The 22207-nt window shown below is 46.6% G+C and carries 12 protein-coding genes and 3 pseudogenes; 6 read left to right on the top strand and 9 right to left on the bottom strand.

Annotated elements, in window-relative coordinates; translation table 11 throughout:
* Positions 1-134: 134 nt before the first annotated feature.
* The 3 genes and pseudogenes from QQ055_RS07030 to QQ055_RS07020 all read right to left on the bottom strand — a co-directional run bounded on the left by QQ055_RS07030 (position 135) and on the right by QQ055_RS07020 (position 4891).
* Positions 135-1260: pseudogene (locus tag QQ055_RS07030) on the bottom strand (sensor histidine kinase).
* A 245-nt stretch (positions 1261-1505) separates the two neighbouring features.
* On the bottom strand, positions 1506-3215 hold the full coding sequence (gene ureC, locus QQ055_RS07025) for an urease subunit alpha (RefSeq protein WP_286004425.1): 1710 nt from the start codon (positions 3213-3215) through the stop codon (positions 1506-1508).
* An 89-nt stretch (positions 3216-3304) separates the two neighbouring features.
* A complete protein-coding gene (locus QQ055_RS07020) occupies positions 3305-4891 on the bottom strand; it encodes an NB-ARC domain-containing protein (protein ID WP_286004424.1) in 1587 nt (528 codons plus the stop codon).
* A gap of 179 nt (positions 4892-5070) precedes the next feature.
* Between QQ055_RS07020 and QQ055_RS07015 the strand changes: the two genes are divergently transcribed.
* The gene (locus tag QQ055_RS07015; RefSeq protein WP_286004423.1) at positions 5071-5649 is read left to right on the top strand and encodes a glycine-rich domain-containing protein; all 579 of its coding nucleotides are present in this window, start codon (positions 5071-5073) and stop codon (positions 5647-5649) included.
* A 36-nt stretch (positions 5650-5685) separates the two neighbouring features.
* Here the strand turns inward: QQ055_RS07015 and QQ055_RS07010 are convergent, their stop codons facing one another.
* Positions 5686-8001 carry an AAA family ATPase gene (locus QQ055_RS07010; RefSeq protein ID WP_286004454.1) on the bottom strand — a complete coding sequence of 772 codons (2316 nt, stop codon included), beginning with the start codon at positions 7999-8001 and terminating at the stop codon, positions 5686-5688.
* 265 nt (positions 8002-8266) lie between these two features.
* Here QQ055_RS07010 and QQ055_RS07005 point away from each other — a divergent pair, with 265 nt between their 5' ends.
* A complete protein-coding gene (locus QQ055_RS07005) occupies positions 8267-9235 on the top strand; it encodes a PEP-CTERM sorting domain-containing protein (RefSeq protein WP_286004422.1) in 969 nt (322 codons plus the stop codon).
* Between the two features lie 158 nt (positions 9236-9393).
* Here QQ055_RS07005 and QQ055_RS07000 read toward each other — a convergent pair whose 3' ends face one another.
* From QQ055_RS07000 to QQ055_RS06990, 3 genes are all read right to left on the bottom strand, one after another.
* Positions 9394-12078 carry a protein kinase domain-containing protein gene (locus tag QQ055_RS07000; protein WP_286004421.1) on the bottom strand — a complete coding sequence of 895 codons (2685 nt, stop codon included), beginning with the start codon at positions 12076-12078 and terminating at the stop codon, positions 9394-9396.
* Between the two features lie 19 nt (positions 12079-12097).
* Positions 12098-12928 carry a serine/threonine-protein kinase gene (locus QQ055_RS06995; RefSeq protein ID WP_286004420.1) on the bottom strand — a complete coding sequence of 277 codons (831 nt, stop codon included), beginning with the start codon at positions 12926-12928 and terminating at the stop codon, positions 12098-12100.
* Positions 12929-13402: 474 nt separating this feature from the next.
* Positions 13403-14452, bottom strand: coding sequence for a cysteine hydrolase family protein (locus QQ055_RS06990; RefSeq protein ID WP_286004453.1), 1050 nt, complete (start codon positions 14450-14452; stop codon positions 13403-13405).
* Positions 14453-14575: 123 nt separating this feature from the next.
* On the opposite strand from QQ055_RS06990, the gene QQ055_RS06985 reads away from it, so the two are divergent.
* A complete protein-coding gene (locus tag QQ055_RS06985) occupies positions 14576-15040 on the top strand; it encodes a DUF29 domain-containing protein (protein WP_286004419.1) in 465 nt (154 codons plus the stop codon).
* On the opposite strand, the gene QQ055_RS06980 is transcribed toward QQ055_RS06985, so the two are convergent.
* Positions 15041-15622 carry a Uma2 family endonuclease gene (locus QQ055_RS06980; protein ID WP_286004418.1) on the bottom strand — a complete coding sequence of 194 codons (582 nt, stop codon included), beginning with the start codon at positions 15620-15622 and terminating at the stop codon, positions 15041-15043. It abuts the gene before it with no gap.
* Positions 15623-15653: 31 nt separating this feature from the next.
* A complete protein-coding gene (locus QQ055_RS06975; protein ID WP_286004417.1) occupies positions 15654-16355 on the bottom strand; it encodes a Uma2 family endonuclease in 702 nt (233 codons plus the stop codon).
* Positions 16356-16531: 176 nt separating this feature from the next.
* Here QQ055_RS06975 and smc point away from each other — a divergent pair.
* From smc to QQ055_RS06960, 3 genes and pseudogenes are all read left to right on the top strand, one after another.
* Positions 16532-20142, top strand: a pseudogene (smc, locus tag QQ055_RS06970) (chromosome segregation protein SMC).
* A gap of 186 nt (positions 20143-20328) precedes the next feature.
* Positions 20329-21311, top strand: a pseudogene (locus QQ055_RS06965) (PRC-barrel domain-containing protein).
* Between the two features lie 221 nt (positions 21312-21532).
* Positions 21533-22165 (top strand): MotA/TolQ/ExbB proton channel family protein, encoded by a 633-nt coding sequence (locus QQ055_RS06960; RefSeq protein ID WP_286004416.1) that lies wholly within the window; start codon positions 21533-21535, stop codon positions 22163-22165.
* Positions 22166-22207 lie beyond the last annotated feature (42 nt).

The following is a 22207-nucleotide window of genomic DNA, read 5'->3' as shown; positions in this document are numbered from 1 at the left end:
GCCCTGTTAACGGATTGAAATTCAACCTAAACCCTGAAACAAAAAACGAGCGAGGCTTGCTTTGCACGCGACGATCGATCGCTAAACCTATCAATCTCTTCATCATAATTGTTGATTGGCGAGAGGGTGAGGCTTTAGCTATGGATCGGCAATTTCACCGTAAAGACGCTTCCTTTTCCCACCTGCGAAGATAAGTTAAGGGTGCCATTGTGGGCTTCTGTAATTTGGCGCGATAGGTATAATCCTAAACCGCTACCTGCTCTTTTGTGGCTGCCGGTGCGGAAGCGTTCAAATAAGGTTGCTTGTTCTTGGGGAGAAATCCCCGAACCCGTATCTTGAATTTCAATGGCTACGCGATCTGACGATGAAGGGCTTTCAATTCGTTTGAGGTTAATAGCAACAAATCCGGTATCGGTAAACTTAATGGCATTGCCGATTAAGTTGGTTAAAACTCGGCGGAGTTCGATGCGATCGCCTAAAACTTTGCCCTTCATGTTTTCTACATCAGAATTAATTTGAAGTTTAAGTTCAAGCTCCTTTTCTAAGGCTAAAGGTTTTAATTCTTGACAAATCTCTTGCAAAAGTTCGGGCAAATCGAGCGGAGAAAAGGCTAAGTTTTTGCGCCCTGCTTCATAGCGATAGACTTCTAGGAGTTGGTTCACCATTTTGAGCAGGTTTTGATTGCTGCTAATCATGGTAGTCACCACTTCGACAACGCCGGGGTTGAGTTCGCCAAACGCCCCTTGTTGAAAGAGGTTCAACATTCGATCGGCAGCCACTAGGGGGGTGCGGAGATCGTGGGGTGAGGCGAGATACGAAGTCTTCGCGCTGGCGGGCGATGTGATCGCGTTCGTCAACGCTATGCTTGAGGCGGAGGAGCGATCGCACTCGCGCTAATAACTCATCAAACTCCACGGGTTTGCGGATAAAGTCATCTGCCCCTAAATCCAAACCTTTGACGACACTGGGTTGATCGTGGGCGGTAATCAATAGGATCGGCATAAAAGGCAGCGATTTATTATCCCGGAGGCGCTGCGTGACTTCGTAACCATCCATATCTGGCATCATGATATCCAGCAGGACGAGATCCGGGGGAGAGGCTTCCACTTCAGCAAGGGCGGCTTTACCACTTTCGGCAATGGTAATTTCGTAGCCTTCTTCCTCTAAAATGGATTGAATCAAGAAACAGTTGTCTGGAGAGTCATCAACGACGAGGATGCGATCTTTTTGACTGAAGTTAGCAAAAGACGAATGGCTCATCTGTAAAAAGTGTTCTCTAAATAAGGAATTAAAACATCAGTTATTGAGAGGTCTGAATGCTTCAGAGACTCGTCAAAATTTTGGCGCGTTACTGCAAAATTTACCTCACTCTTTTGATTGATTCTCCATTTTTTAGAGTAAATCAATTCTATTTCTTGCAAGAAATCGATTTCCAGAGAATATTTTTTTCGCTGGAAATCGAAAGAGGGGGAACTGCTTGAGAGAGAAGACAACAAATTGCACTCTTAAAACAGAAAGTAACGTTGAGCCATCGGAAGAACCGTTGCAGGTTCGCACGTTAAAAGCTGACCATCCGCCCTGACTTCGTAGGTTTCCGGATCGACTTCAATGTGCGGTAGGGCTTCATTCAGTTTAAGGTCTCGCTTTGTGAGTTGGCGAGTTCCTGAAACGGCAACTCCGGGTTTCTGTAATTTTAACTGAGTTGGGATATCTGCTTCTAGGGCGGCTTGAGAAATAAAGGTTAAACAGGTGGTGGCGATCGCCCCGCCAAAGCTGGCAAACATGGGCCGCATATGGATCGGTTGCGGGGTGGGGATGCTGGCATTCGCGTCTCCCATTTGGGCGTAGGCGATCGCGCCGCCTTTAATAACGATTTCGGGTTTGACGCCAAAAAAGGCGGGTTTCCATAGGCATAAATCCGCGAGTTTGCCTTCTTCTACCGATCCCACAGAGTCAGCAATTCCGTGGGTAATGGCAGGGTTAATTGTATATTTTGCGATGTACCGCTTGGCCCGAAAGTTATCGTTTTGTGAGGAATCGGGTTCTAAAGGCCCCCGCTGGACTTTCATTTTGTGGGCGGTTTGCCAGGTGCGGATAATCACTTCCCCGACTCTTCCCATTGCTTGGGAGTCGGAGGCGATCATGCTAAATGCGCCTAAGTCGTGCAAAATATCTTCGGCGGCGATCGTTTCTCTGCGGATGCGCGACTCAGCAAAGGCGACATCTTCGGGAATGCTGCGATCCAGGTGGTGACATACCATCAACATATCGAGGTGTTCTTCCAGGGTGTTGAGGGTGTAAGGTCTTGTGGGGTTGGTGGATGAGGGGAGAACGTTGGCTTGACCGCAGACTTTGATAATATCGGGGGCGTGTCCGCCGCCTGCGCCTTCGGTGTGGTAGGTGTGGATGGCGCGGTTTTTAAAAGCTTGAATGGTGTCTTCCACAAATCCGGCTTCATTCAGGGTATCGGTGTGGATGGCGACTTGCACGTCATATTCGTCGGCGACGCTTAAGCAGGTGTCGATGGTGGCGGGGGTGGTTCCCCAGTCTTCGTGGAGTTTGAGTCCAATGACTCCGGCTTGAATCTGTTCGATTAGTCCTTCGGGTTGGGCGCTATTGCCTTTGCCTGAATAGCCGATGTTGATGGGGAAGGCGTCGGCGGCTTGCAACATCCGGTAGATGTGCCAGGGGCCAGGGGTGCAGGTGGTGGCGTTGGTTCCCGTCGCCGGGCCCGTTCCGCCGCCAATCAGGGTGGTGACTCCGGAGGCGATCGCCACTTCGATCTGTTGCGGGCAGATAAAGTGAATGTGGCTGTCGATCCCCCCGGCGGTGAGGATCATTCCTTCTGCGGCGATCGCTTCGGTGCCGGGACCAATAATAATATCGACGTTATCTTGAATGTAGGGATTTCCGGCTTTGCCAATTTTGTATATTTTGCCGTCTTTAATCCCAATATCGGCTTTGATGATGCCCCACCAGTCGAGGATTAAGGCGTTGGTAATCACTGTATCGACGGCCCCATCGGCGTTGGTAATCGGAGATTGACCCATACCATCGCGGATGACTTTCCCGCCGCCAAATTTGACTTCATCGCCGTAGGTGGTTAAGTCGCGTTCGACTTCGATGATTAATTCGGTGTCTGCTAGGCGGATGCGATCGCCTACTGTGGGGCCGTAGGTTTCCGCATAGGCCCGCCGATCCATTCGATAACTCATGATGCTTGCTCCTCACTTCCCCTTAAATTGCAGTTTTGGCGATCCCATGCAAAAGTACGGCGATCGGCATTCGATCGGTTAGGTTGCCCTTAATTTATCATTCGCCGATCGAATTCGGAAATAAGATATTGCAAATTTCTTTCGCTATAGCCAACTGTGAGTTGAGGTTGGTCTTGGAATAGGGGTAAAAGAGACTGCAATGCCTTAACCCAGGATTGATTAAAAAATGTTAAATCCAATCGCTTTCTAATGGATTCTTTGAGAGAAACTCGGTTGAGCGATTGCGGTTTGGGGCTGGCTTTCTCAGGTTGTATCAGATTATGCACTCTTAAGCGCTTGAGGCTATTAATATTCTTGTTGGCGAGTAAGGCTTGAATTTCTTGAAAGACCTCTTCAACCAGTTGCATATTGCCATAGGCAACAATTGCCTGGGGTAGAATGAATTTGCCGCCGCGAATTTCAATCAGCGATCGCCGACTCAAGGATTCAATGGCGCGTTGCAGTTCGGACAGGGAAGGGGGCGGAAAAATCAGGGTTTGTAAGGTGTCGAAACTCAAGGGGTCAACGGCGATCGCCATCTGATAGATCAGGTCAGATTCTAAGGGTTGCAATCGATCGAGGACATCTTTTAAGAAGATTTCTAAATCTCGCCCTAATTGGGTATAGCTATGACGAAGAAAGGGGATAACATCACCGTTATAAAGTTCTTTGATAGTGGCAGCAATCATTTTAATCACGAGGGGATTGCCTTCAAAGAAGTTAATGATATCTGCCCATCTTTCTTTGCCGGTGAGGTTCTTCTCGATTAAGATGTTTTGGGCATCTTCAACAGCTAGACCTTTCAATTTATACTGGCGGACAAATCCATCTTGATTTTCGAGTAAGGCTATCTGGGAAGGGATTTCAACACTATTAATTAATAAGCAGCTTTGGTGGTTGACTTCGGCAACTTTCTTGATAAGTTCTGCATAGTCTTGATATCCCTCTAGATAAGACCCGGCAAATTCTTTTTCACCAAAGATTGCGTCTAGTTGGTCAAAAATGAGCAAGCAGCGGTGGTCTTGTAAGTGTTGAAGGCACTGTTTGATTTTTTCATTTTTATCGGAGGGGAGGCGCGATTTCTGGGGAAATAGATTTAAGAAACGGTCTAAAAAATCATCGAGAACTAAGCCTTGGCGGAAGCTGTGCCAGATCGCAACTGCAAAATGATTTTGAATTTGCTTGCTGAGTTTGACGCAGAATAGGGTTTTACCGATTCCCCCGATACCGGAAATGGCCACTAGGCGACAGCGATCGCGGATAATCCATTGTTCTAGCGTCGCGAGTTCTGGGGTTCTCCCATAAAAAACCGAGTCGTCGGGTGCATCCCCCCAGTCTTGAGAAGAGGTGGCGATCGCAGTTTGCACCGAGGGTGGGGAAGCTTGCCGCAATTGCGGTTTATATTGACGGGCTAAGGCGATCAAGTCTTCGCGACGGTTGCGTTTGAGTCCTTCGGCTTCGCGGGGAATCTCAAAGCGATCGCATAAATTCTGAATGTGTTTGCGGACTGTAGAGGCCGATGCACCGATTAACTGCGCGATTTCGTCATCGCTTTTGCCGTTCAGCAAGAGTTCTAAAACATTTCTGGGCTTTGGGGTCAGACCTTGAAATCGCTCTGTGAATTCACTAGAATTCATGGATTTGTGTATATCTAGGGGAATTACTTTGATTTTACTGCCAATAAACTACACAGTCCACCAGATCGGGAGGTGCTGCTGACTCTTTTGTGAAGAATACGTGAAGTGCTTGACGAATTTTGTGTAGTCAATGTAGATTTCAAATACAGGAAATACACAAAAATCACAAGGAGTTACAGATGACCGGACAACTGAATTGGCAAGATGTGAAAACCTTTATCCACAAGCTGAAATCGCTAGACCTTGGCCCAATTGCCTTTCAGCTTATGGATCGCCAGTCCGGGCAAGGATGGAGTCGCAAAAAAACCCTGAAGGCGATCGCACAATATCTGATGTTCCTGTGCTTAGTCTACCTCTACCCCAACCATCCTCTCGTCCCTAGTCAAGAAATCGATACCGTTTGGCACCACCATATCTTGGATACTCACAAATATGCTCAAGATTGTGAAATGCTGTTTGGTCGCTTTCTGCATCACTTTCCCTATTTTGGCACCCGCGATGAAGGCGATCGCCAACAACTCCACCTGGCATTTGGAGAAACGCAAGCGCTGTTTCACCAAGTCTCTTCTGTGCTAGCTATTTCCCCGGCTCAATCTGAAGATTCCCCGCCCGCGCCAGCCAGTTGCTTGTTACTCGGAGCCAATGAGAGCGATCTAACTCAGGCAGGTGCTTGTATTTTAATTGACGCTAACCCGCAAGCCCGCCCGCGCGTTGACTTCGACCCGCAGGAGATTCTACCCCGATTTGAGATGGGATAACCTGCCCTCTCTCGATCCACCCCAGAGGCGTGTAATTTACGCCTCTTTTTTTGTGTATTTGTGTAGTCTGGCTTGCATTTCTTCGGCTTCGGGTAACATCCCCAAGCGATCGAAGGTTGAAAGCGCTAAATTCGCCCAATGGTGCGATCGCTCTTCCTGCTCTCGCAGATGTGCCAACATCGCCAAAGCGCGGTAGTAGTAAGCCATGCATCGGCGATCGCCCTGAGCTTCAGCAATGGGCAAACCCTCTTCGAGCAATGCTGTGGCCTTGGGGAGTTCGAGAAGCGCGATCGCCACCTCCGCCAGCCAATGCTGGATATAAATTTCGCAGCGCCGCCAGCCGATTTGTTGAGCAGATTTGAGCGCCTGTTGATACAGCCGTTTAGCAGGTTGATATTCACCGAGTTGATAGCAAACTTCCGCCTCATAGTAATGCAGGTGAATCCACAAGCGCTGCATCTGAACCGGATCGAGCGTTGTCTCCTGCAAAACCTGCCGCTGGCGGTTGAGCCAGTCTTGGGCAATGTCAAAACGGTTTAAGCGAATCTGCAAAACTGCGATCGCGCTCATTAAGCGACATTGAAAGATTGAATTTTGATAGTCCCGCAACCGCCAAGCCTTCTCTAACAACGTGGTGGCTTCCCCTAGTTGCGCCGTCCGTCCCATTAAAGTTAGGGTTTTTGCCCGTTCTAGCAAAAGCTCGCTTAAATTAGACCAATCTCCCCGTTGCTCAGTGTGCTGCATCAGCCAGCTTGTCCAAATTAATCGGTCATCCCAATAGCCTTGAACGAGCGCGTATCCCTTCACTTTCTGCCAAAATTCCCAGACTGGCTCGTATTGGTCTTGAGCGATACACCAATCGATCGCGGCTTTCAGGTTTTCCCACTCGCGATCGAGGAGTTCTGAGGGGGGATGCCATTCTTGCCAGTCTTTTTCAGCATAGCGCTTGGCAAAGTCTTGGTAAAACTTTAGCCACCGCTGGCGAGCTTGAGCGGGAAAATCACCCGGAGCATAGGCGGCTAATTCTCCTAACACGTACTCGCGAGTCAGCGCTAGCAACTGATATCGACCCCGAACGGGTTGGACTAGAGATAATTGTTGCAGTTGAGCTAAACCATCAGCCGTGGCGATCGCATCGGGGAGGGGAAAGGCAACGGTGGCGATCGCCTCTCGTAAGGCAGGCGCGCCAAACATCGCCAGCGCCATGAGTAAGCGATGTGCCGGTCGATCGCGCAAAGACTCCACCGAACCCGCAAAACAAAACTGAGCAATATCGCCCTGAGCGTTGTCAATGCGTTGCAAAACATCGGGGAGCAAATAACCCGACGCTAACTGCCCAATGGCATAAACCATTGCGGCGGGAATTCCAGAGGTTTTCTGAGCCAAAGCTCGAATTTCTGAAGAATCCAGTTCTACCCCGCGTTCCTGGCTTTGGTACTGGATAAACTGTTCGGCGTCGGATGAGGCGAAGGCGGTTAAGCGAATCGGGACGAACATCGCTTGCTCTCGCGTGGTGACGATAACTTTGACATTGGCAGGCAAGTCATATAAAAACGATAAAACGTCCTGGCGGTCTTCCAAGGTTTCTAGATTGTCCACAATTAGTAAAGTAGACAAGCGAGCCAGACAATCGCGGGTGCGTTCGAGTTGTTCGCCCGGTTCGCTATGGGTAATTTCACGGAACTCTAGAGTGCGGGCAATTTCCTGGCAAATCGCCTGGAGGGTGTGTTCTCGTCTTAAGCGGTGTAATAATCCCCCAGGGGTGAGGTGTGTTTGTTTGGCAGAGGTAAAGATAATTGCTTCAAAACGCGGTACGTTTGGCAAGGCTTCGGGGATGCGGCTGGCTTGCAGACAGCGATAAGCCGCTTCTAGGGCGAGGGTGCTTTTACCCACGCCCCCCAAACCATCAATACTAATCAGGTGGGCGCTATGGTTGGGGGAGAGCAGTTCGAGCAAGCGGCTAATTTCGGCCTCTCGACCCACAAAAACGGTATGGCTGGGGGCGGGTAGGTTTTGGTAGGGATGAAAAATGGCGATTTCTGGTTGAACAAAGTCGAGGGGTTCTAACTCTAGTTCTGCTGGCGGCTCTGGCTCGCTGCGCCGACGCTCATCCCAGTAATTGAGCAGGCAAATTCTGAGGCGATTTTCCTTTCCGCGCCGCTCTCCGGTAATCCCAAATTTTTTATAGATTTCGCCCATGCGTTTGAGGCAAGCTCCCGCAGAGGTTTCGAGTTGCTCGCCCATCTGTTCGTAATCCAATTCCTCGGCGAACCTTGCGAGCAATACTTCTTCTTGCTTGCGAGAGAGTTCTTGAGTTCGGGCAATCTGCAATAAAAATTCGCGCGACAACATGGGCAACCGATTGTCCTTGGTACGGATGTTTCTTTAGTCTACTGATTCCTTCTCTTTTCCGAGGGTTCCTTTAAAGATTGTGTAAAGTACGGAGTTAATCAGAGCTTTTGTCCCAAAAGACACGATAAACTACTGAGCAATCTTTTTAACCTCGGCAAGATTGTTGAGGAATTGCGATCGCCATCCCGACGGTGGCACTCTTCCCTAAGCGTTGTAAGGCATAGAACCTCACGACTTTCCCCTACAAACCTAAACTTCACGACAAATGATGAGAATTCCGCAATCCCCTCTTCTACAAGCGACCTTAACCTCCGCTACCCTCCTATTTAGCCTCGTCTTTTCTCAAGCCGCTTTAGCTGGAACCCTCCATAACGGTTGGAACTACGCCATCGATCCAAGCTACGATAGTCTGGCGAGTAACGGGAATGGCGGTGTCAATGCAGGGGGTACCATCTACGAAATCTACGGCATGGCCATCAAAGATGATGTGAATAATAACCGTATTTGGGTGGGTATTAATGCAAATCTCCCTATCGGCGGTAATAATGTAGGTAACACGGTGGGCCGGTATTCCATCAGTAATGGCAATATTGGCTGGGGAGATTTATTTTTTGACTTCTCTGGTTTAGGAAATTTCAAAGCCGCGAATGATAGTGCAAGTTTATTTGGGATTCGTTTTGCAGGTACAAATGATTCTCATGCACCTTCCATTGGCGTTTATGAAAATGTCCAAGCAACCAGTGTAGTGCATCTCAATGGAGGCTGGTCTAATCTCGGCAATCATAACCTAGGCGGCGTTTTACCACTCACGGGTCAACAGGCTGCAATGGGTGATTTAGCCTGGAACGATCCTTATTATGCACCTTATACAACCCCCGGAAGCCATGAGCAACCCCATACCCTCGTTCCTAATGTGATTGCAACGGGGAACAGAATTGGCGATATTACCCTAGTCAATTCTACGGAACTTGCGGCTGCGGGTTTTGACTTAGGCTACTTACCCGCTACGGGAAGCGAAACCTTTGGGTTCTGGTTTGAGAAATCGCTACTACCAGCAGGTAACTTTTACAGCACCTTATTTTTAGAGTGTAACAATGATGCGATCGCGCTAACTGGCGACCTTGTAGCCTCCAAAGAAACCCCAGAACCCTCTACCCTAGTCGGTTTCGGTGTTTTAGCTGGTTTAACTTGGACGACTCGGAAAAAACGCCGCAAACTTCCCGCCATGCTATAAAATTAACCCCTCTGGTAGGTTGGGTTGAGGTACGAAACCCAACACAACCCCTGGCTGAGGACAAACATAAAAAAGAAACCCAAGTCGTGAGATTTGGGTTTTACCATAGCTTGAGGTTTCTTCCCCCATATTGCAAAATTTGGGGTTAAAGAAAGTTGTTACTGAGGTTGGCGTCTCAAGACTCCTCGGAACAGATTAACAATTGCTCTCACCCACCTGGGTAAAGCATTAAAGCGTTGTCTTTGTCTCATTTTTTGACAACTTTCTAGGGCGGGTTGGTAGTCGGGATGAAGTTTTAGAATTTGTCGATAAATTGCAAATGCTTGGGTAGAACAGCGCATTTTTTCTAAAACTACCCCTTGTCGATGCCAAGCCTCTAAATAGGGGACATTTTCTCGATCTTTAATGGCACAAGCTTTTTTAGAATAATCAATCGCTTTTCGGTATTCACCAAACTCTTCCATAACTCGACCTAAGCCATAAAAGGCTTCTGGATATCGAGGATCGCGTTTTAAGGCATTACAATAAGCCTTTTCTGCTTCAGAATATTCACCCAGCTTAAACAACGCGTTAGCATAGCCACATTCGTATTTTGGATAACCCGGTCTTAACAAACACGCCTGATGGTAAGACTCCTTAGCCTCTTCATAGCGCCCTAATGCATAGAGGCCTTCTGCTTTCCCATACCAAGACCTATAAACATAACCCAAAATGGAGGACTCCCTGAGAAGGGGCGAAGAATGGGTTAAAAATGACAAGGTTTTTTCATAAAGTTCAACTGCTTCTGGATATCGCTTGGCACTTAATAGAACTTCAGCTTGTCGAGACCAATCTTTATAAGGATCTGGATTCATTTTTGCAGATGCTTCGTAGTATTGAAACGCTTGCTGATAATCATTCATTTTAAAATAAACCCTTGCTAAACCTTGCAATGCTTTGAAGTAACTGGGTTGAATTTCTAATGTCTTTTGAAAAGATGCGATCGCCTCTTCGTAATACGCCTGTTTTTCGGCTGCGTCGCGAGTGCGATCGCCCCATTTTTCAAAAGCATGACCTCGCTTATACCAAATCCGATAAAAATCAGGCATTTCAGCCAAAATTTTATCGTAAGCTTCCACGGCTTTTGCAAACTCATTTTTACAGAGATATCTAAACGCCTCTTTCGTCCAAGTTTTCTCTAAATTATTAATTTGTTCCAAAGCTTTGCTAGCAGAACAATATTCGTTGTCTGAACTGGAACAAATCATTCGATCGAGTTCATGTCTCAGATCGGAATTCACTTTTTTATCATCGTTCTCTAAGCCAATGATAACTCGTGCCTTCAAGCCGGTTAAAGCTTGTAAGCCGATTAATCCCACAGCATAAACATCGCTACTCAAAGACGGATTGCCCATTCGTTGTTCGGGTGCTATGTAGTCCATAGAACCAGAAGCACTAATTAACGGGTTTTGAGAGGCAGACAACTTTTGTTTAATCGCATTAATTTCTGGAAAATCAACTAAAACCAGTTTGTTATCATTAACTCTGCGAATTAAATTATAAGGGTTGATTCCTAAATGTTTTATATTTTCTTGATGAAGTTTTTCCAGAATCTTCAAAGTTTCTCTAACCAAGTTATACACTTTTTCTGTTTTCCAAGGCGTACCCGGTATAAGCTCCTCGCCAACTGTTGTTCCTGATACAAATTTTTGAACAAAATAAAACTTCTTATTAAATTCAAAGCATTCAACAAACTTAGGATACATATCCCGATCTTTAAGCTCGTGCAATTTATTAATAATAGGATTCAATAAATTTTTTGCCAGTTGCCTTTGTTCTAGGCTATCTAGAACAGGTGTCACTTCTTTAACAACAAACCTTTCTCCATCTGGATTAGATTTAAGAGTACAAAGTAACGTAGTACAATAAGCGGCACTGTCGGTACTGCTTAAAGGCTGAAGAATTAAGTATTTACCTAAATACCGAGAATTTTCATAATTTCTATAAATTTCAGTATCATAAATCTCTTCTAAAACTTCTGTTACTGATTGATAGCGATAGCGACAATCATAACGAACCATTTTATCTAAAATATGGAGAATTTCTAGATTAAGATTAGGCAATAAGCGACGTAAAACTAATTCGTTTTTATCTTTATTTTGTTTTCGTTCTTGTATTAACTGTTCTATCTTCATGCCCGTCAAAGCCTGAATAGCAATTGTTCCAATAGAATAGATATCGCTACTGACTTGAGGTTGACCAAAAGCAACTTCACTAGGAGTATAGCCAAAAGCTTGAATTCTTACTGTATCTCTGGGTATTGGAAGCGAACATTGGTCAGGTTTATCGACTGCATAAACATACCCAAAATCAATAACTACCATTTTGTTATCTTTTTTTCGTTTAATAATATTCTTAGGATTAATGTCTCGATGAATAAAGTTAAATTGATGAATACAGCTTAATGTCTTTAAAGTATCTTCTAGAAAAAGAATTGCCTTGATTTCATCCCAAGGTTGTTCTGGCATTAAGTCTTCATTCAGAATAATTCCCTCAATAAATTCTAAAACAATATAAAAATTATTGCGCTTTTTGAAATAGTCGATTATATTAGGTATTTGTGGATTTTTAGTTAGCTTTTTAAGTGCTTTAACCTCTAGCCTGAAGCGTTTTTCTATTTCTTCGGGAGGCAAGGGTTCGCTATGATTACAAGCCGGATTATTTTTTAGCTTTTTGACAGCACAAATTTGTGTATTTGAATCTCTATCCTCATAACTTGCTTTGTAAACAATACTTGCTCCGCCCGAACCGATTTCTTCAAAAATATGATATAGATAGCGCCCTTGAAGTATTTTTCGTTTCATTATGATACTATGATTGTAATTAGTTCAAAGCCGATAAATCTTGCAATGCTTCCCGCGCAGATCGATAGCGATGACGAAAATCGAAACGAATCATTTTATCAATAAAATTAGCAAATTTTTCGCTAACTTTAGCACGTTCTCGCCACATTATTTCTAGACTTTGGGGATGAGGATGTAAATCTAGGGGATGCAAACCCGTTAAAGCTTGAACTGCAATCATCCCCACCGCATATAAATCGCTACTAAAGTAGGGGGTACCGCTGGCTTGCTCTTTTGGCATATAACCCCAGGTACCGATACGTACTGTTGAAATAATCTCTCCTTGTTCATTAGTAATACTCGTTGTCACTTCTTTAACAGAGCCAAAATCAATTAAACAAAGCAAATTTTCAGGGTTTTGTCTAATTAAGTTTTCAGGTTTAATATCGCGATGTATAATTTGACTATCGTGAACAAAACTCAAGACCTGAAGAACCTCATCAAGCAGTTTCATGACTTGAACTTCTGGCCAGATTTTTTGGGGTGATAGCTCTTGGACTAATTCATGTCCTTTAATATATTCAAGAACTAAAAATGAATCCTGATTTTCTTCAAAAAAATCAATAAGTTTAGGAATTTGGGGATGCTGTCCTAAATTTTTAAGCACCTCAACTTCTTTTAAAAATAAGCGTCGTACCGTTTTTCGTTGCTCATATCCGTGGAGCAAAATCAATCGCTTAATTACACATCGATCGGGCGGAGATAGTTTAAGATTTTTAGCAAGGTAAGTTTCCACCCCTTTTCCCTTTGACTCCCCAAGACGTTGAATAATCTTATAGTGTTGGTGAATAATGGTTCCAGGCTCTAACATAGATTTGTACTCGTATAGAGGTTTTTAGGCGGCGACTGCGGAGGAACGACCTGTCTTGATTGCGAAGGGATACGCAACCTCCGATAATCTCTGTAATACTAAGATAACTGAGTTATCATTCAAACGTAACACTCTGAGACTGAGAAAAATTAGTATCTAATCATACATAAGCCAGCCAAAAGCGCTCTATGCTGAATGGTAGAGAAGTTTTGGACTATTTTGACTGGGGTATGCGGCGGCTATTCTGGGTTGAGGAAGGCTGACGTTGGAAGTCTTTCAAGATGACTGACGAAACTGCTGGAAGCCAGGGTTTTGTTGGGTTTCGTACCTCAACCCAACCTACACGCCTATCTTGATTGTCAGTCAATTAGGGGAAAGTAGACGTTAAACTGGCTTGTATCTCGTTAACTGGGGTGAGATAGCCAAGGCGTAGCAAGGGATAATCGCGGCTATCTCAAGAGTATTGATTTTATTTTAACGGGCAAACAGACCGGGCCAAGTCTCTAAGGGCTGGGTGGATTGTACGATTTGCATTCCAGCGTCTGCAAAGCGTTGAAAGGCTGTATCGGCCTGTTCGGTAAAGTCTACAACATCGGGGACAACGACCGGGGAGGTACAATCTTCTAAGAGGTAGACTTTGTTAGCCAGTTGCGGATCTTTAGCCTGAATTTCGGTCAGTAAGTCTTCAATTGTCCAGGCGACGCAGTGGCTTTTGGCTTGTCCGGCAATAATTACGGCATCGTATTCTAGGAGTTTTGCAATCAGGCTGGTATTCTTGTGGGCGATCGCATCTCCTTGAGCATTATCCAATACTTCAGGACTGAGAACAGAATAGTTTTCCGTTAGCGGGTTTGAACCTTTAACTTCAAAGCGGGTTTGGCTATGGCGTGCAATATTATGGAAAAATAGCGCTTCTTCCACCGCAGGCACCAGGGCGTGACCGATGCCGCCTAACATGGAGTGATACGGCCAGATAATTAGGGGATACTTCCCACCGTTGCTGAGTCGGCGGACATAATGGTGGGCGTGCTGTTCTAGCTCGGATCTCTTCTCGCCTGCTATGCTAAAGGCGATCGCGCTATTCACTTTCCATATCCCTTGTTGCACGTCCGCTTCTGTAATCACCGTTAGCGGTTGGGGATGTTCGCCAGCCTCATTCACCCAGAACACCGGATGAAAGATTTGCATCGCTGTATGGGTGTCCATTGTTGGGCAAATACTTGTAATTTTGCCTAAATTGTGGTATATAAATTTGCATAATCGGGCATTGTCTTCAACAGCCCCAATCCCGGAACGTCCCCCTACAAATAACTCAAATTCTGGGATGCAAAAGGTATTCTGAACATCAATTAACAATAAGCAGATTCGCGTGGTATCTTCGCTGGCGGGTGAAATATGGTGTTGTTGCGCCCAAATTTTCGCCTCTTTCGCCCTTTCTTGATATGGAACCCGCCAAACCTCACGAACCTTCTGGGGTTGAAAATGAGGGGGGATAGGGAGTTGAGTTACCGTTTGGGGAGTCATAACAGATACCCGTTGGATAGAATGAGTTGGCATAATGCGATCGCCTAAATGTAGTGTAACCTCCCCATAGCGCGAATCGCCGCTAGCCAGAACTCAAAAAGTTATAAATTTGCCTCCCTAACTATGCATCCTCAATTATCTGTTAATTCTCATAAAATCCTGTATGAAACAGATTTTTACCTGTGGTTATCAGTGACAGCACAGCTTTTACACCAGGGAGATTTTACCGCAATTGATATAGATAGCTTAATCGAAGAAATTGAAGGAATGGCAAGGAAAGAAAAACAAGCCTTGAAAAGTAATTTAAGAATTCTTTTAATGCATTTACTGAAATGGCAATATCAAGCAGAGAAACAAACAAATAGCTGGCGCTTCACGATTCGCGAACATAGAAAGCGTATTATAGACTTACTTAAAGATAGTCCAAGTTTAAAACCTTACTATCTGGATATATTTGCGGAAAGCTATCAAGATGCAAGAGAACTGGCTGCGGATGAAACGGATTTATCTTTGGATACTTTTTCGGTCAATTCTCCCTTTACTCCTGAAGAAGCTTTAAGCGAAGATTATTTGCCTAATTTTCTCTAATTATGAGTTTGTGAAATCAATATTTTCATAAATATCAGCAATAGTTACTTGAGATTCAAACGCATTCAAAGATAAAGTAATATTAGAGTCGTCGTATTCTGAAAAAATCCATTGATTGGCTCCCGTTTTTACATAATGTTCAACATGAATCCGATATTGGTCGATTAAAAGATATTCTTGAAACGTGGAAATAGTCCGATACGCAGCAAATTTTTCACTGCGGTCGTAATTTTGAGTAGACTTCGATAAAACTTCAGCAATAAAACAAGGGTTCACAATCGTATCTTTGCGCCCAGGTTGAAATTCTAACGGCTTGGCAGATACCATAACATCAGGATAAGTATAGATGCTAGTCGCAGGAATCCAAAGCCGTTGATCCACATGGAACGTCCGGTAGTTTTTCCCTTTTAGAGCAGTTTTTAGTAAAATATACAAGTTACCCGAAATATCATTATGGTTAGGCGTTCCACCAGTCATCGGAATAATTTCTCCATTGCGATACTCATTGCGAAGTTCAGATGCAATCTCTAATTCTAGATATTCTTCAAGAGTATAGATTTTATTTTCAGTCTGAGCAATCATCGTTGTTTTATTCCTATAATATTGAATTACCTTAACCTAAGCGTCGGCTTTTTAACTGTTCCAAAAAAGCTTGATGTTCTGTTGTTTGTAAGCCGCGTTGTAAAGTAGCTAGAACTTCCGCCAAGTTATCTTCTAACAAAGCAGAGACAGCCAACCATAAACCCGGAAACACCTGAGAACCAATTACACCCTCTGCATTGGGTTCTAGGCGGACATACTCTTCATTACTTAAGCGAAACCAATCTAACTGTTGGTCATAAGTTCGCCAAACCAGGTATTCTTGAACTTGATTGCGACGATAGACCCGAAGTTTCTCATGCAAATCGTAAGAAACGGTACTCGCAGCAATTTCAGCAATCAATTCTGGCGCACCTTCAATATAATCATCTTCGCTAATCATTGATTGTCCGCCTCTATCAATTCTCAGCAGCGCATCGGGTTGAGGTTCATTATCAAAATCTAAGCGAACTGTAGCATTATCTGATAAATCTACACCAGGAGTAGCGGCTCGATATACCCCTAACCAGGTAATAATTGCACTATGGGGTCTTCCGTGACGTTGATGACGTAAAGGTGAAGGCATATAAACCACTCCTTCGATAAGTTCCGCCTTTTTAGTATGAGTCATGGCGTGGTAGCGCTTTTCAAACTCGGCGCGGGTTAGGCGATCGCCATTTTCCAGAGGCGGTAAAGTGAAGGAAGACGCTTGATTTCGATCGAGATAACTGACCATAAGCCCGAATCCTAGCAACAACCTTTAAAATCAATATAGCCAAGGGTTCAAGGAAAACCCCGTCAGGATAATCTTTTCTGGCTACAGCCATAACAGATCGTGTTAATCTGTTGAGGATTGCAACAACAGTTGCACCCAACACCTCTAACTTATCCTTTTTAGCAAGCGAAGCGCCTATGGTGCATGTGAAGCGCCTGGAACTCACAAACTTTAAGTCTTTTGGGGGAACGACTTCTATCCCGCTACTTCCAGGGTTTACAGTCGTTTCTGGGCCCAACGGTTCGGGGAAGTCTAATATATTAGATGCCCTGCTATTTTGTTTGGGGCTATCGAGTTCTAAGGGAATGCGAGCAGAACGACTTCCCGATCTAGTCAATCATAATAAAGCGGAGAATCGCAAAGCAACCCAAGAGGCCAGCGTAACGGTTACTCTAGATTTAAGCGATTCGCAAAGCGATCCGCTAGGGCGGAATCGCATTCCCGATGTCGAGGAAGAAGACGAAGAGACTGACGATCCATTTTCCCTCGCCAATGCTCAAGAATGGAGCGTAACGCGCCGACTGCGGGTAACGCCTTCGGGGACTTATACCTCAACTTACTACATTAACGGCGTTCCGGCGACGCTGACGGAATTGCACGAAGCCCTCAACCGCCTGCGAATTTATCCCGAAGGCTATAACGTGGTATTGCAGGGGGATGTTACCAGCATTATTTCTATGAACCCGCGCCAGCGACGGGAAATTATTGATGAACTTGCAGGCGTGGCGCAATTTGACCGCAAAATAGAATTAGCTAAAGAAAAGCTGGATGCGGTGAAGGAGAAAGAGGAAAGTTCGCGCATTATTGAAAAAGAACTGGTAACTCAGCGCGATCGCCTTGCCCAAGACCGCACAAAAGCGGAAAAATATAAGAAGCTGCGAGCCGAACTGCAAGATAAGGAACAGTGGGAAGTTGTTTTAAAATGGCGGAGTTTACAACAGCAACTTTGGAACCTGCGCGATCGCATTGAAGCCGGCGATCGCACTCTTGCCGACCTTAACGAACAGCATACCCAACTTTCAACCCAAATTACCGAAAAAACCGCAGAACTCGAAACCCTCAACCGTCGCGTCAAAGCCTTGGGGGAAGAAGAACTCCTAGCGGTACAGTCTCACCTGGCGACGCAGCAAGCCGAGTTGCGCCAACTCGAACAACGCCAGCGCGATATCGTTACCAGCCAACAGGATCTTAGCAACGCCAGAACCCAAACCGAACGCAATATTCAAACCACCCAACAAACCTTAGCCGAACTTCAGCAGCAACACGCCGACGAAGCCCAAAATAGTGCAACCCTAGAAATCAGCTATACTCAAGCCCAAGCAGAATTAGAAGAAAAACGAGAAGCGGCTAGCGCGATCGCCGATGCATCTCAAGCCTGGGTACAACAGCAAACCGAACTGAATCATAACATTGAAACCCTGCTGCAAACCCTAGAACCGCAACGTACCGAACAGGCGCAACTCCAAGAACGTCAAAACCAACTCACTCGCCTGATTCAAGAACAGCACGAAACGATTCACACCCTCGATCCAGAGATTACCGCAAAACAGACCCAAGCGGTGGAACTCGAAAGCGAAGTTCGCAGTTTAGCCGAAGAAATAAGCGCGATCGCACAAACTCTATCTTCCCTGGAATCGCAATTGCAAGTCCAGCAGGAAACCAAAACCCGCCTTTTGACAGAACAACGGGAAAAACAACGCCAACTCGACAAACTCGAAGCCCAAAACCAAGCCCAACAGGAAGCCCAAGGCACCTTTGCCAGTAAAATTATCCTACAATCAACCTTACCGGGCGTTTGCGGCTTAGTCGCCCAACTGGGAAGAGTCGAACCCCGCTATCAACTCGCCCTAGAAACCGCTGCGGGTGGTAGACTGGGCTTTCTCGTCGTCGAAGATGATGGAGTCGCCGCCGCCGGAATTGAACTCCTCAAACAAAAACGCGCCGGACGCGCCACCTTTTTACCCTTAAATAAGATTAGACCCGGACATCTCGAACTCGATACCCTACGTTGGGCGAGTGGGTTTATTGACTATGCAGTAAATTTAATTGACTACGATCCGCGCTATCGGGATATCTTCGCCTACGTGTTTGGCAGTACCGCCGTTTTCAATAGCATGGATACCGCCCGATTGTATATCGGCAAAGGTCGGATCGTCACCCTAGAAGGCGAACTCCTCGAAGCCACAGGCGCAATGACAGGGGGAAGCACCAACCAACGCGCTAGCCTGCACTTCGGCACAGGAGACAGCAGCGAAACCGCCCAGCAAACTGCCCTCAAAGGTCGCCTAGACGAGATTGAGAGCATTTTGGCGCGTTGCGAGGTTGAAATTAATCGCCTCTCAGAGACGGTTAAACAGCGCTCTAGCGAGTTGATGGAACGACGCGGCAGCCATCGGGAAAAGCAACTGTTATGCGAGCAATTGCAAAAAGAGATTAAAAGTACCTTAGAGCGTCAGGAACAAGCGCGATCGCTCCTCACCAAACAGCAACAAGAATCTATTGTCACCCTCGATCGCCTGCATCTCCTCAACCAAGAGATCCCGCAACTCGAACGCCAGTTAGCACAATATCGCCAAAGCCTAGCAGAGTTAGAACAGTCGCAAACCTCCAGCGAATGGCAGCAAATACAAGCCAGCATTCGCAGCCAAGAAGAACAACTAAAACTACGCGAACAAGCCCTAAGAACCGCCCAGCAAAACTTACAAGACTTGGCGAACAAACGCGATCGCGCCATTGAAAAACTCGCCCAACTCCAACAACGCCTCGAAGAAACCAGCACTCAACACTCAGCCCTCAGCACTCAGCACTTCACCCTCAGCACTCAGCACTCCACCCTCAGCACCGAAATTACCGAAACCCAAGCCCAACTGGTGCAACTCGAAGCCAAACTCGGAGAAGAAAAACAAATTCGCGATCGCGCCGAACAACACCTGCGCCAACTCCACCTCAACCTGCAACAACTCGACTTTGAACGGCAAAAACTCAGCGAAACCCAACAAACCCGCCGCCAAGAACTCGAAACTCTGCAAACCGACGTACAAGCCGCCCAAGTCGAAATTCCCGAACCCCTCCCCGAAATTCCCGAAACCCTCGATCTCGAACAACTCAACAAAGACATTCGCAGCTTGCAAAAACGCCTGCAAGCCCTCGAACCCGTGAATATGCTCGCCATCGAAGAATACGATCGCACCTCCGAACGCCTGCAAGAACTCAGCGAAAAACTCAGCATCCTCGAAAACGAACGCACCGAACTCCTACTGCGCGTCGAAAACTTCACCACCCTCCGTCAAAAAGCCTTCCGCGAAGCCTTCGACGCCGTTAACCACAACTTCCAAACCATCTTCGCCGAACTCTCCGACGGCGACGGCTACCTGCAACTCGACGATCCCGAAGATCCCTTTAGCGGCGGCTTAAACCTCGTCGCCCACCCCAAAGGTAAACCCGTACAGCGCCTCGCCTCCATGTCGGGGGGCGAAAAATCCCTCACCGCCCTCAGCTTCATCTTCTCCCTGCAACGCTATCGCCCCTCCCCCTTCTACGCCTTCGATAGGTAGATATGTTCTTAGATGGAGCAAACGTAGAGCGATTAGCTAAAATGATCAAACAACAAGCCCAACAAGCTCAATTTATCGTCGTCAGTCTCAGACGACCGATGATTGAATCTTCTCAGCGCACGATCGGCGTCACCCAGGCGCGGGGAGCTTACACCCAAGTCTTGGGAATTAAACTGCCCTCCCAAAGTGCCTAGCTTGTTAGAAACCCGCACTCTACTGGGTGGGATATTGCCCCTTGCTTGCCCACTTCAGTTTAGCCTGGAGGTTTTATGATCGAAAACAATATGAGGATTTTAGACTCGTTTTAGGAAGACGGGAAAAAAGTCTAATAATTTAGTATTAATAGTTAACATCGATTCGAGAGCAGGACTCGCCCCCTAATGACATCTGAACAAATCAGCCAACGATCTGACCTTTTGGGCACCCAAGTAATTACCCGCGACACGGGTAAGCGGCTCGGTGTTGTGAGTCAACTGTGGGTCGATATCGATCGGCGAGAGGTCGTCGCCTTCAGTTTGCGAGAAAACCTGATTACCGGGCTGTTATCAGGAATTCCTCGATATATGTATCTCAGCAGTATCCGTCAAATTGGCGATGTAATTTTGGTGGATGATGATACCGTCATCGAAGACGTTAACGTTGAAGCTTACAGCAGCCTGATTAATAGCGAAGTGATCACCGAAACCGGGGATATGCTCGGTCGGGTGAGAGCTTCCGCATGGATACGCATTCCTACAAGGTGACATCCTTAATTATCGCCTCAATCGGGTTGCCACAAATTCCCGACCAAGTTCTCAGCACCTACGAACTCCCCATCGAACAAATTGTCAGCAGCGGCCCGGATCGCCTGATCGTGTTTGAAGGGGCAGAAGAACAAATGACCCAACTGACGCGCGGCGTCTTAGAAAGTCTGGGCATTGGTAAGCCCCCGTGGGAACGGGAGATGGAAGACGAATACTATACACCCCCAGTCAAGGCAGAAAACCAACTCCCTTCCGGGACGCCCCTGAGAACGCCTCAAGTGACCCGCAGCGCCCCCCCTGTGGTAGAAGAAACCCCCTGGGAAGAAGACAGTTGGCAACCCTCCCAACCCGAACCGATGCGCCAACTCCGCGCCGAACCCGAATATCGGGACGAATATGAGGAAGATAACTGGAGCGAACCCGCCCCCCGCGAACAATACCGAGGGAAAGCATACGCTCAACCGGAACCCTACCAAGACTATGAGGAGGAGTACGAGGAGGAGTACGAAGACCTCGAACGGGATGCTTGGGCAGATGAGGAACCCGACTATAAAGCCCCCCCAGTAAACTTCCCTCAGAAGGCGAGAAAACCAGAATACGAAGAAGAAACCGACTACTAACGGCAGCTTCCAAGACTTGAGTAGAGGCGAACGCTGAGTTCGCCTTTGTTGCGTGTAAGGCAGAAACTCGCGTACCGATTTTAATGTCAATTTAACTTTGACGCTGGATGATTTCAAGAGGCTGGGTTTTTACAGCGTCCTAGTGGCCGATTTTACGGTTATCTTCCCTCTGATGTCTTGACCCTCAAACTATTCCGCTAAAAACTCAAGGGACTCCATCGATGACTCGTATGTACGATTTGTTTATCAGTGGCGGGCCAGTGATGTGGCCGATTTTAGGCTTATCGGTGGCGACCATCGCCTGCGCCCTAGAAAGGGCGTGGTTTTGGTTTCAACTGTTAAGCAAGGAAGACCGCATCGTCCATGATGTGCTAGAAGCAGCCCGCCATAGCTTACCCGAAGCTGGCGCGATCGCCCAACAAGTCGCAGATTTACCCATCGGTCGCTTTCTGTTGGCCCCGCTGCTGTTGAAAAAGCCCACCCCCGAAACCTTCCGGCTAGCAATGGAAACCGCAGGCGATCGCGAATTCGTGCAAATGCGAAAAGGCGATAAGTTCTTAGAAACTGCGATCGCAGTCGCCCCCCTACTCGGTCTATTGGGAACTGTCACCGGGTTAATTAATACCTTTGCCAACCTTAACATCGGCGAAGGCGGAACCAGCGCCGAAGCCACTAGAGCCGCCGCCGGGATCGGCGAAGCCCTCTTAACCACCGCCGCCGGAATGGTCGTCGCCATTATGGCCCTATTAATCTACCGCACCCTAGTTACCCTCCAAGCCCGCCAAATGGACTATTTTTCCGAAGTAGGAGGCGAGTTGGAGTTGATTTATCGTCAGATTTGGTACGACACTTAGGAGGGTGGGGGGATGGGGGGATGGGGGGAAAGAGTGCTGAGT

It is taken from the genome of Geitlerinema calcuttense NRMC-F 0142 (assembly GCF_030285425.1).
The sequence above is the reverse complement of the archived record's forward strand: the minus strand, read 5'-3'. Positions and strand labels throughout refer to the sequence as shown.

Coding starts and splice junctions, on each gene's coding strand:
- QQ055_RS07010 (WP_286004454.1), bottom strand. CDS start 8,001: ATGTTGTCGCGCGAATTTTTATTGCAGATTGCCCGAACTCAAGAACTC.
- QQ055_RS06990 (WP_286004453.1), bottom strand. CDS start 14,452: ATGACTCCCCAAACGGTAACTCAACTCCCTATCCCCCCTCATTTTCAA.
- QQ055_RS07020 (WP_286004424.1), bottom strand. CDS start 4,891: ATGAATTCTAGTGAATTCACAGAGCGATTTCAAGGTCTGACCCCAAAG.
- QQ055_RS06980 (WP_286004418.1), bottom strand. CDS start 15,622: ATGATTGCTCAGACTGAAAATAAAATCTATACTCTTGAAGAATATCTA.
- QQ055_RS07005 (WP_286004422.1), top strand. CDS start 8,267: ATGATGAGAATTCCGCAATCCCCTCTTCTACAAGCGACCTTAACCTCC.
- QQ055_RS06975 (WP_286004417.1), bottom strand. CDS start 16,355: ATGGTCAGTTATCTCGATCGAAATCAAGCGTCTTCCTTCACTTTACCG.
- QQ055_RS06985 (WP_286004419.1), top strand. CDS start 14,576: ATGCATCCTCAATTATCTGTTAATTCTCATAAAATCCTGTATGAAACA.
- ureC (WP_286004425.1), bottom strand. CDS start 3,215: ATGAGTTATCGAATGGATCGGCGGGCCTATGCGGAAACCTACGGCCCC.
- QQ055_RS06960 (WP_286004416.1), top strand. CDS start 21,533: ATGACTCGTATGTACGATTTGTTTATCAGTGGCGGGCCAGTGATGTGG.
- QQ055_RS07000 (WP_286004421.1), bottom strand. CDS start 12,078: ATGAAACGAAAAATACTTCAAGGGCGCTATCTATATCATATTTTTGAA.
- QQ055_RS07015 (WP_286004423.1), top strand. CDS start 5,071: ATGACCGGACAACTGAATTGGCAAGATGTGAAAACCTTTATCCACAAG.
- QQ055_RS06995 (WP_286004420.1), bottom strand. CDS start 12,928: ATGTTAGAGCCTGGAACCATTATTCACCAACACTATAAGATTATTCAA.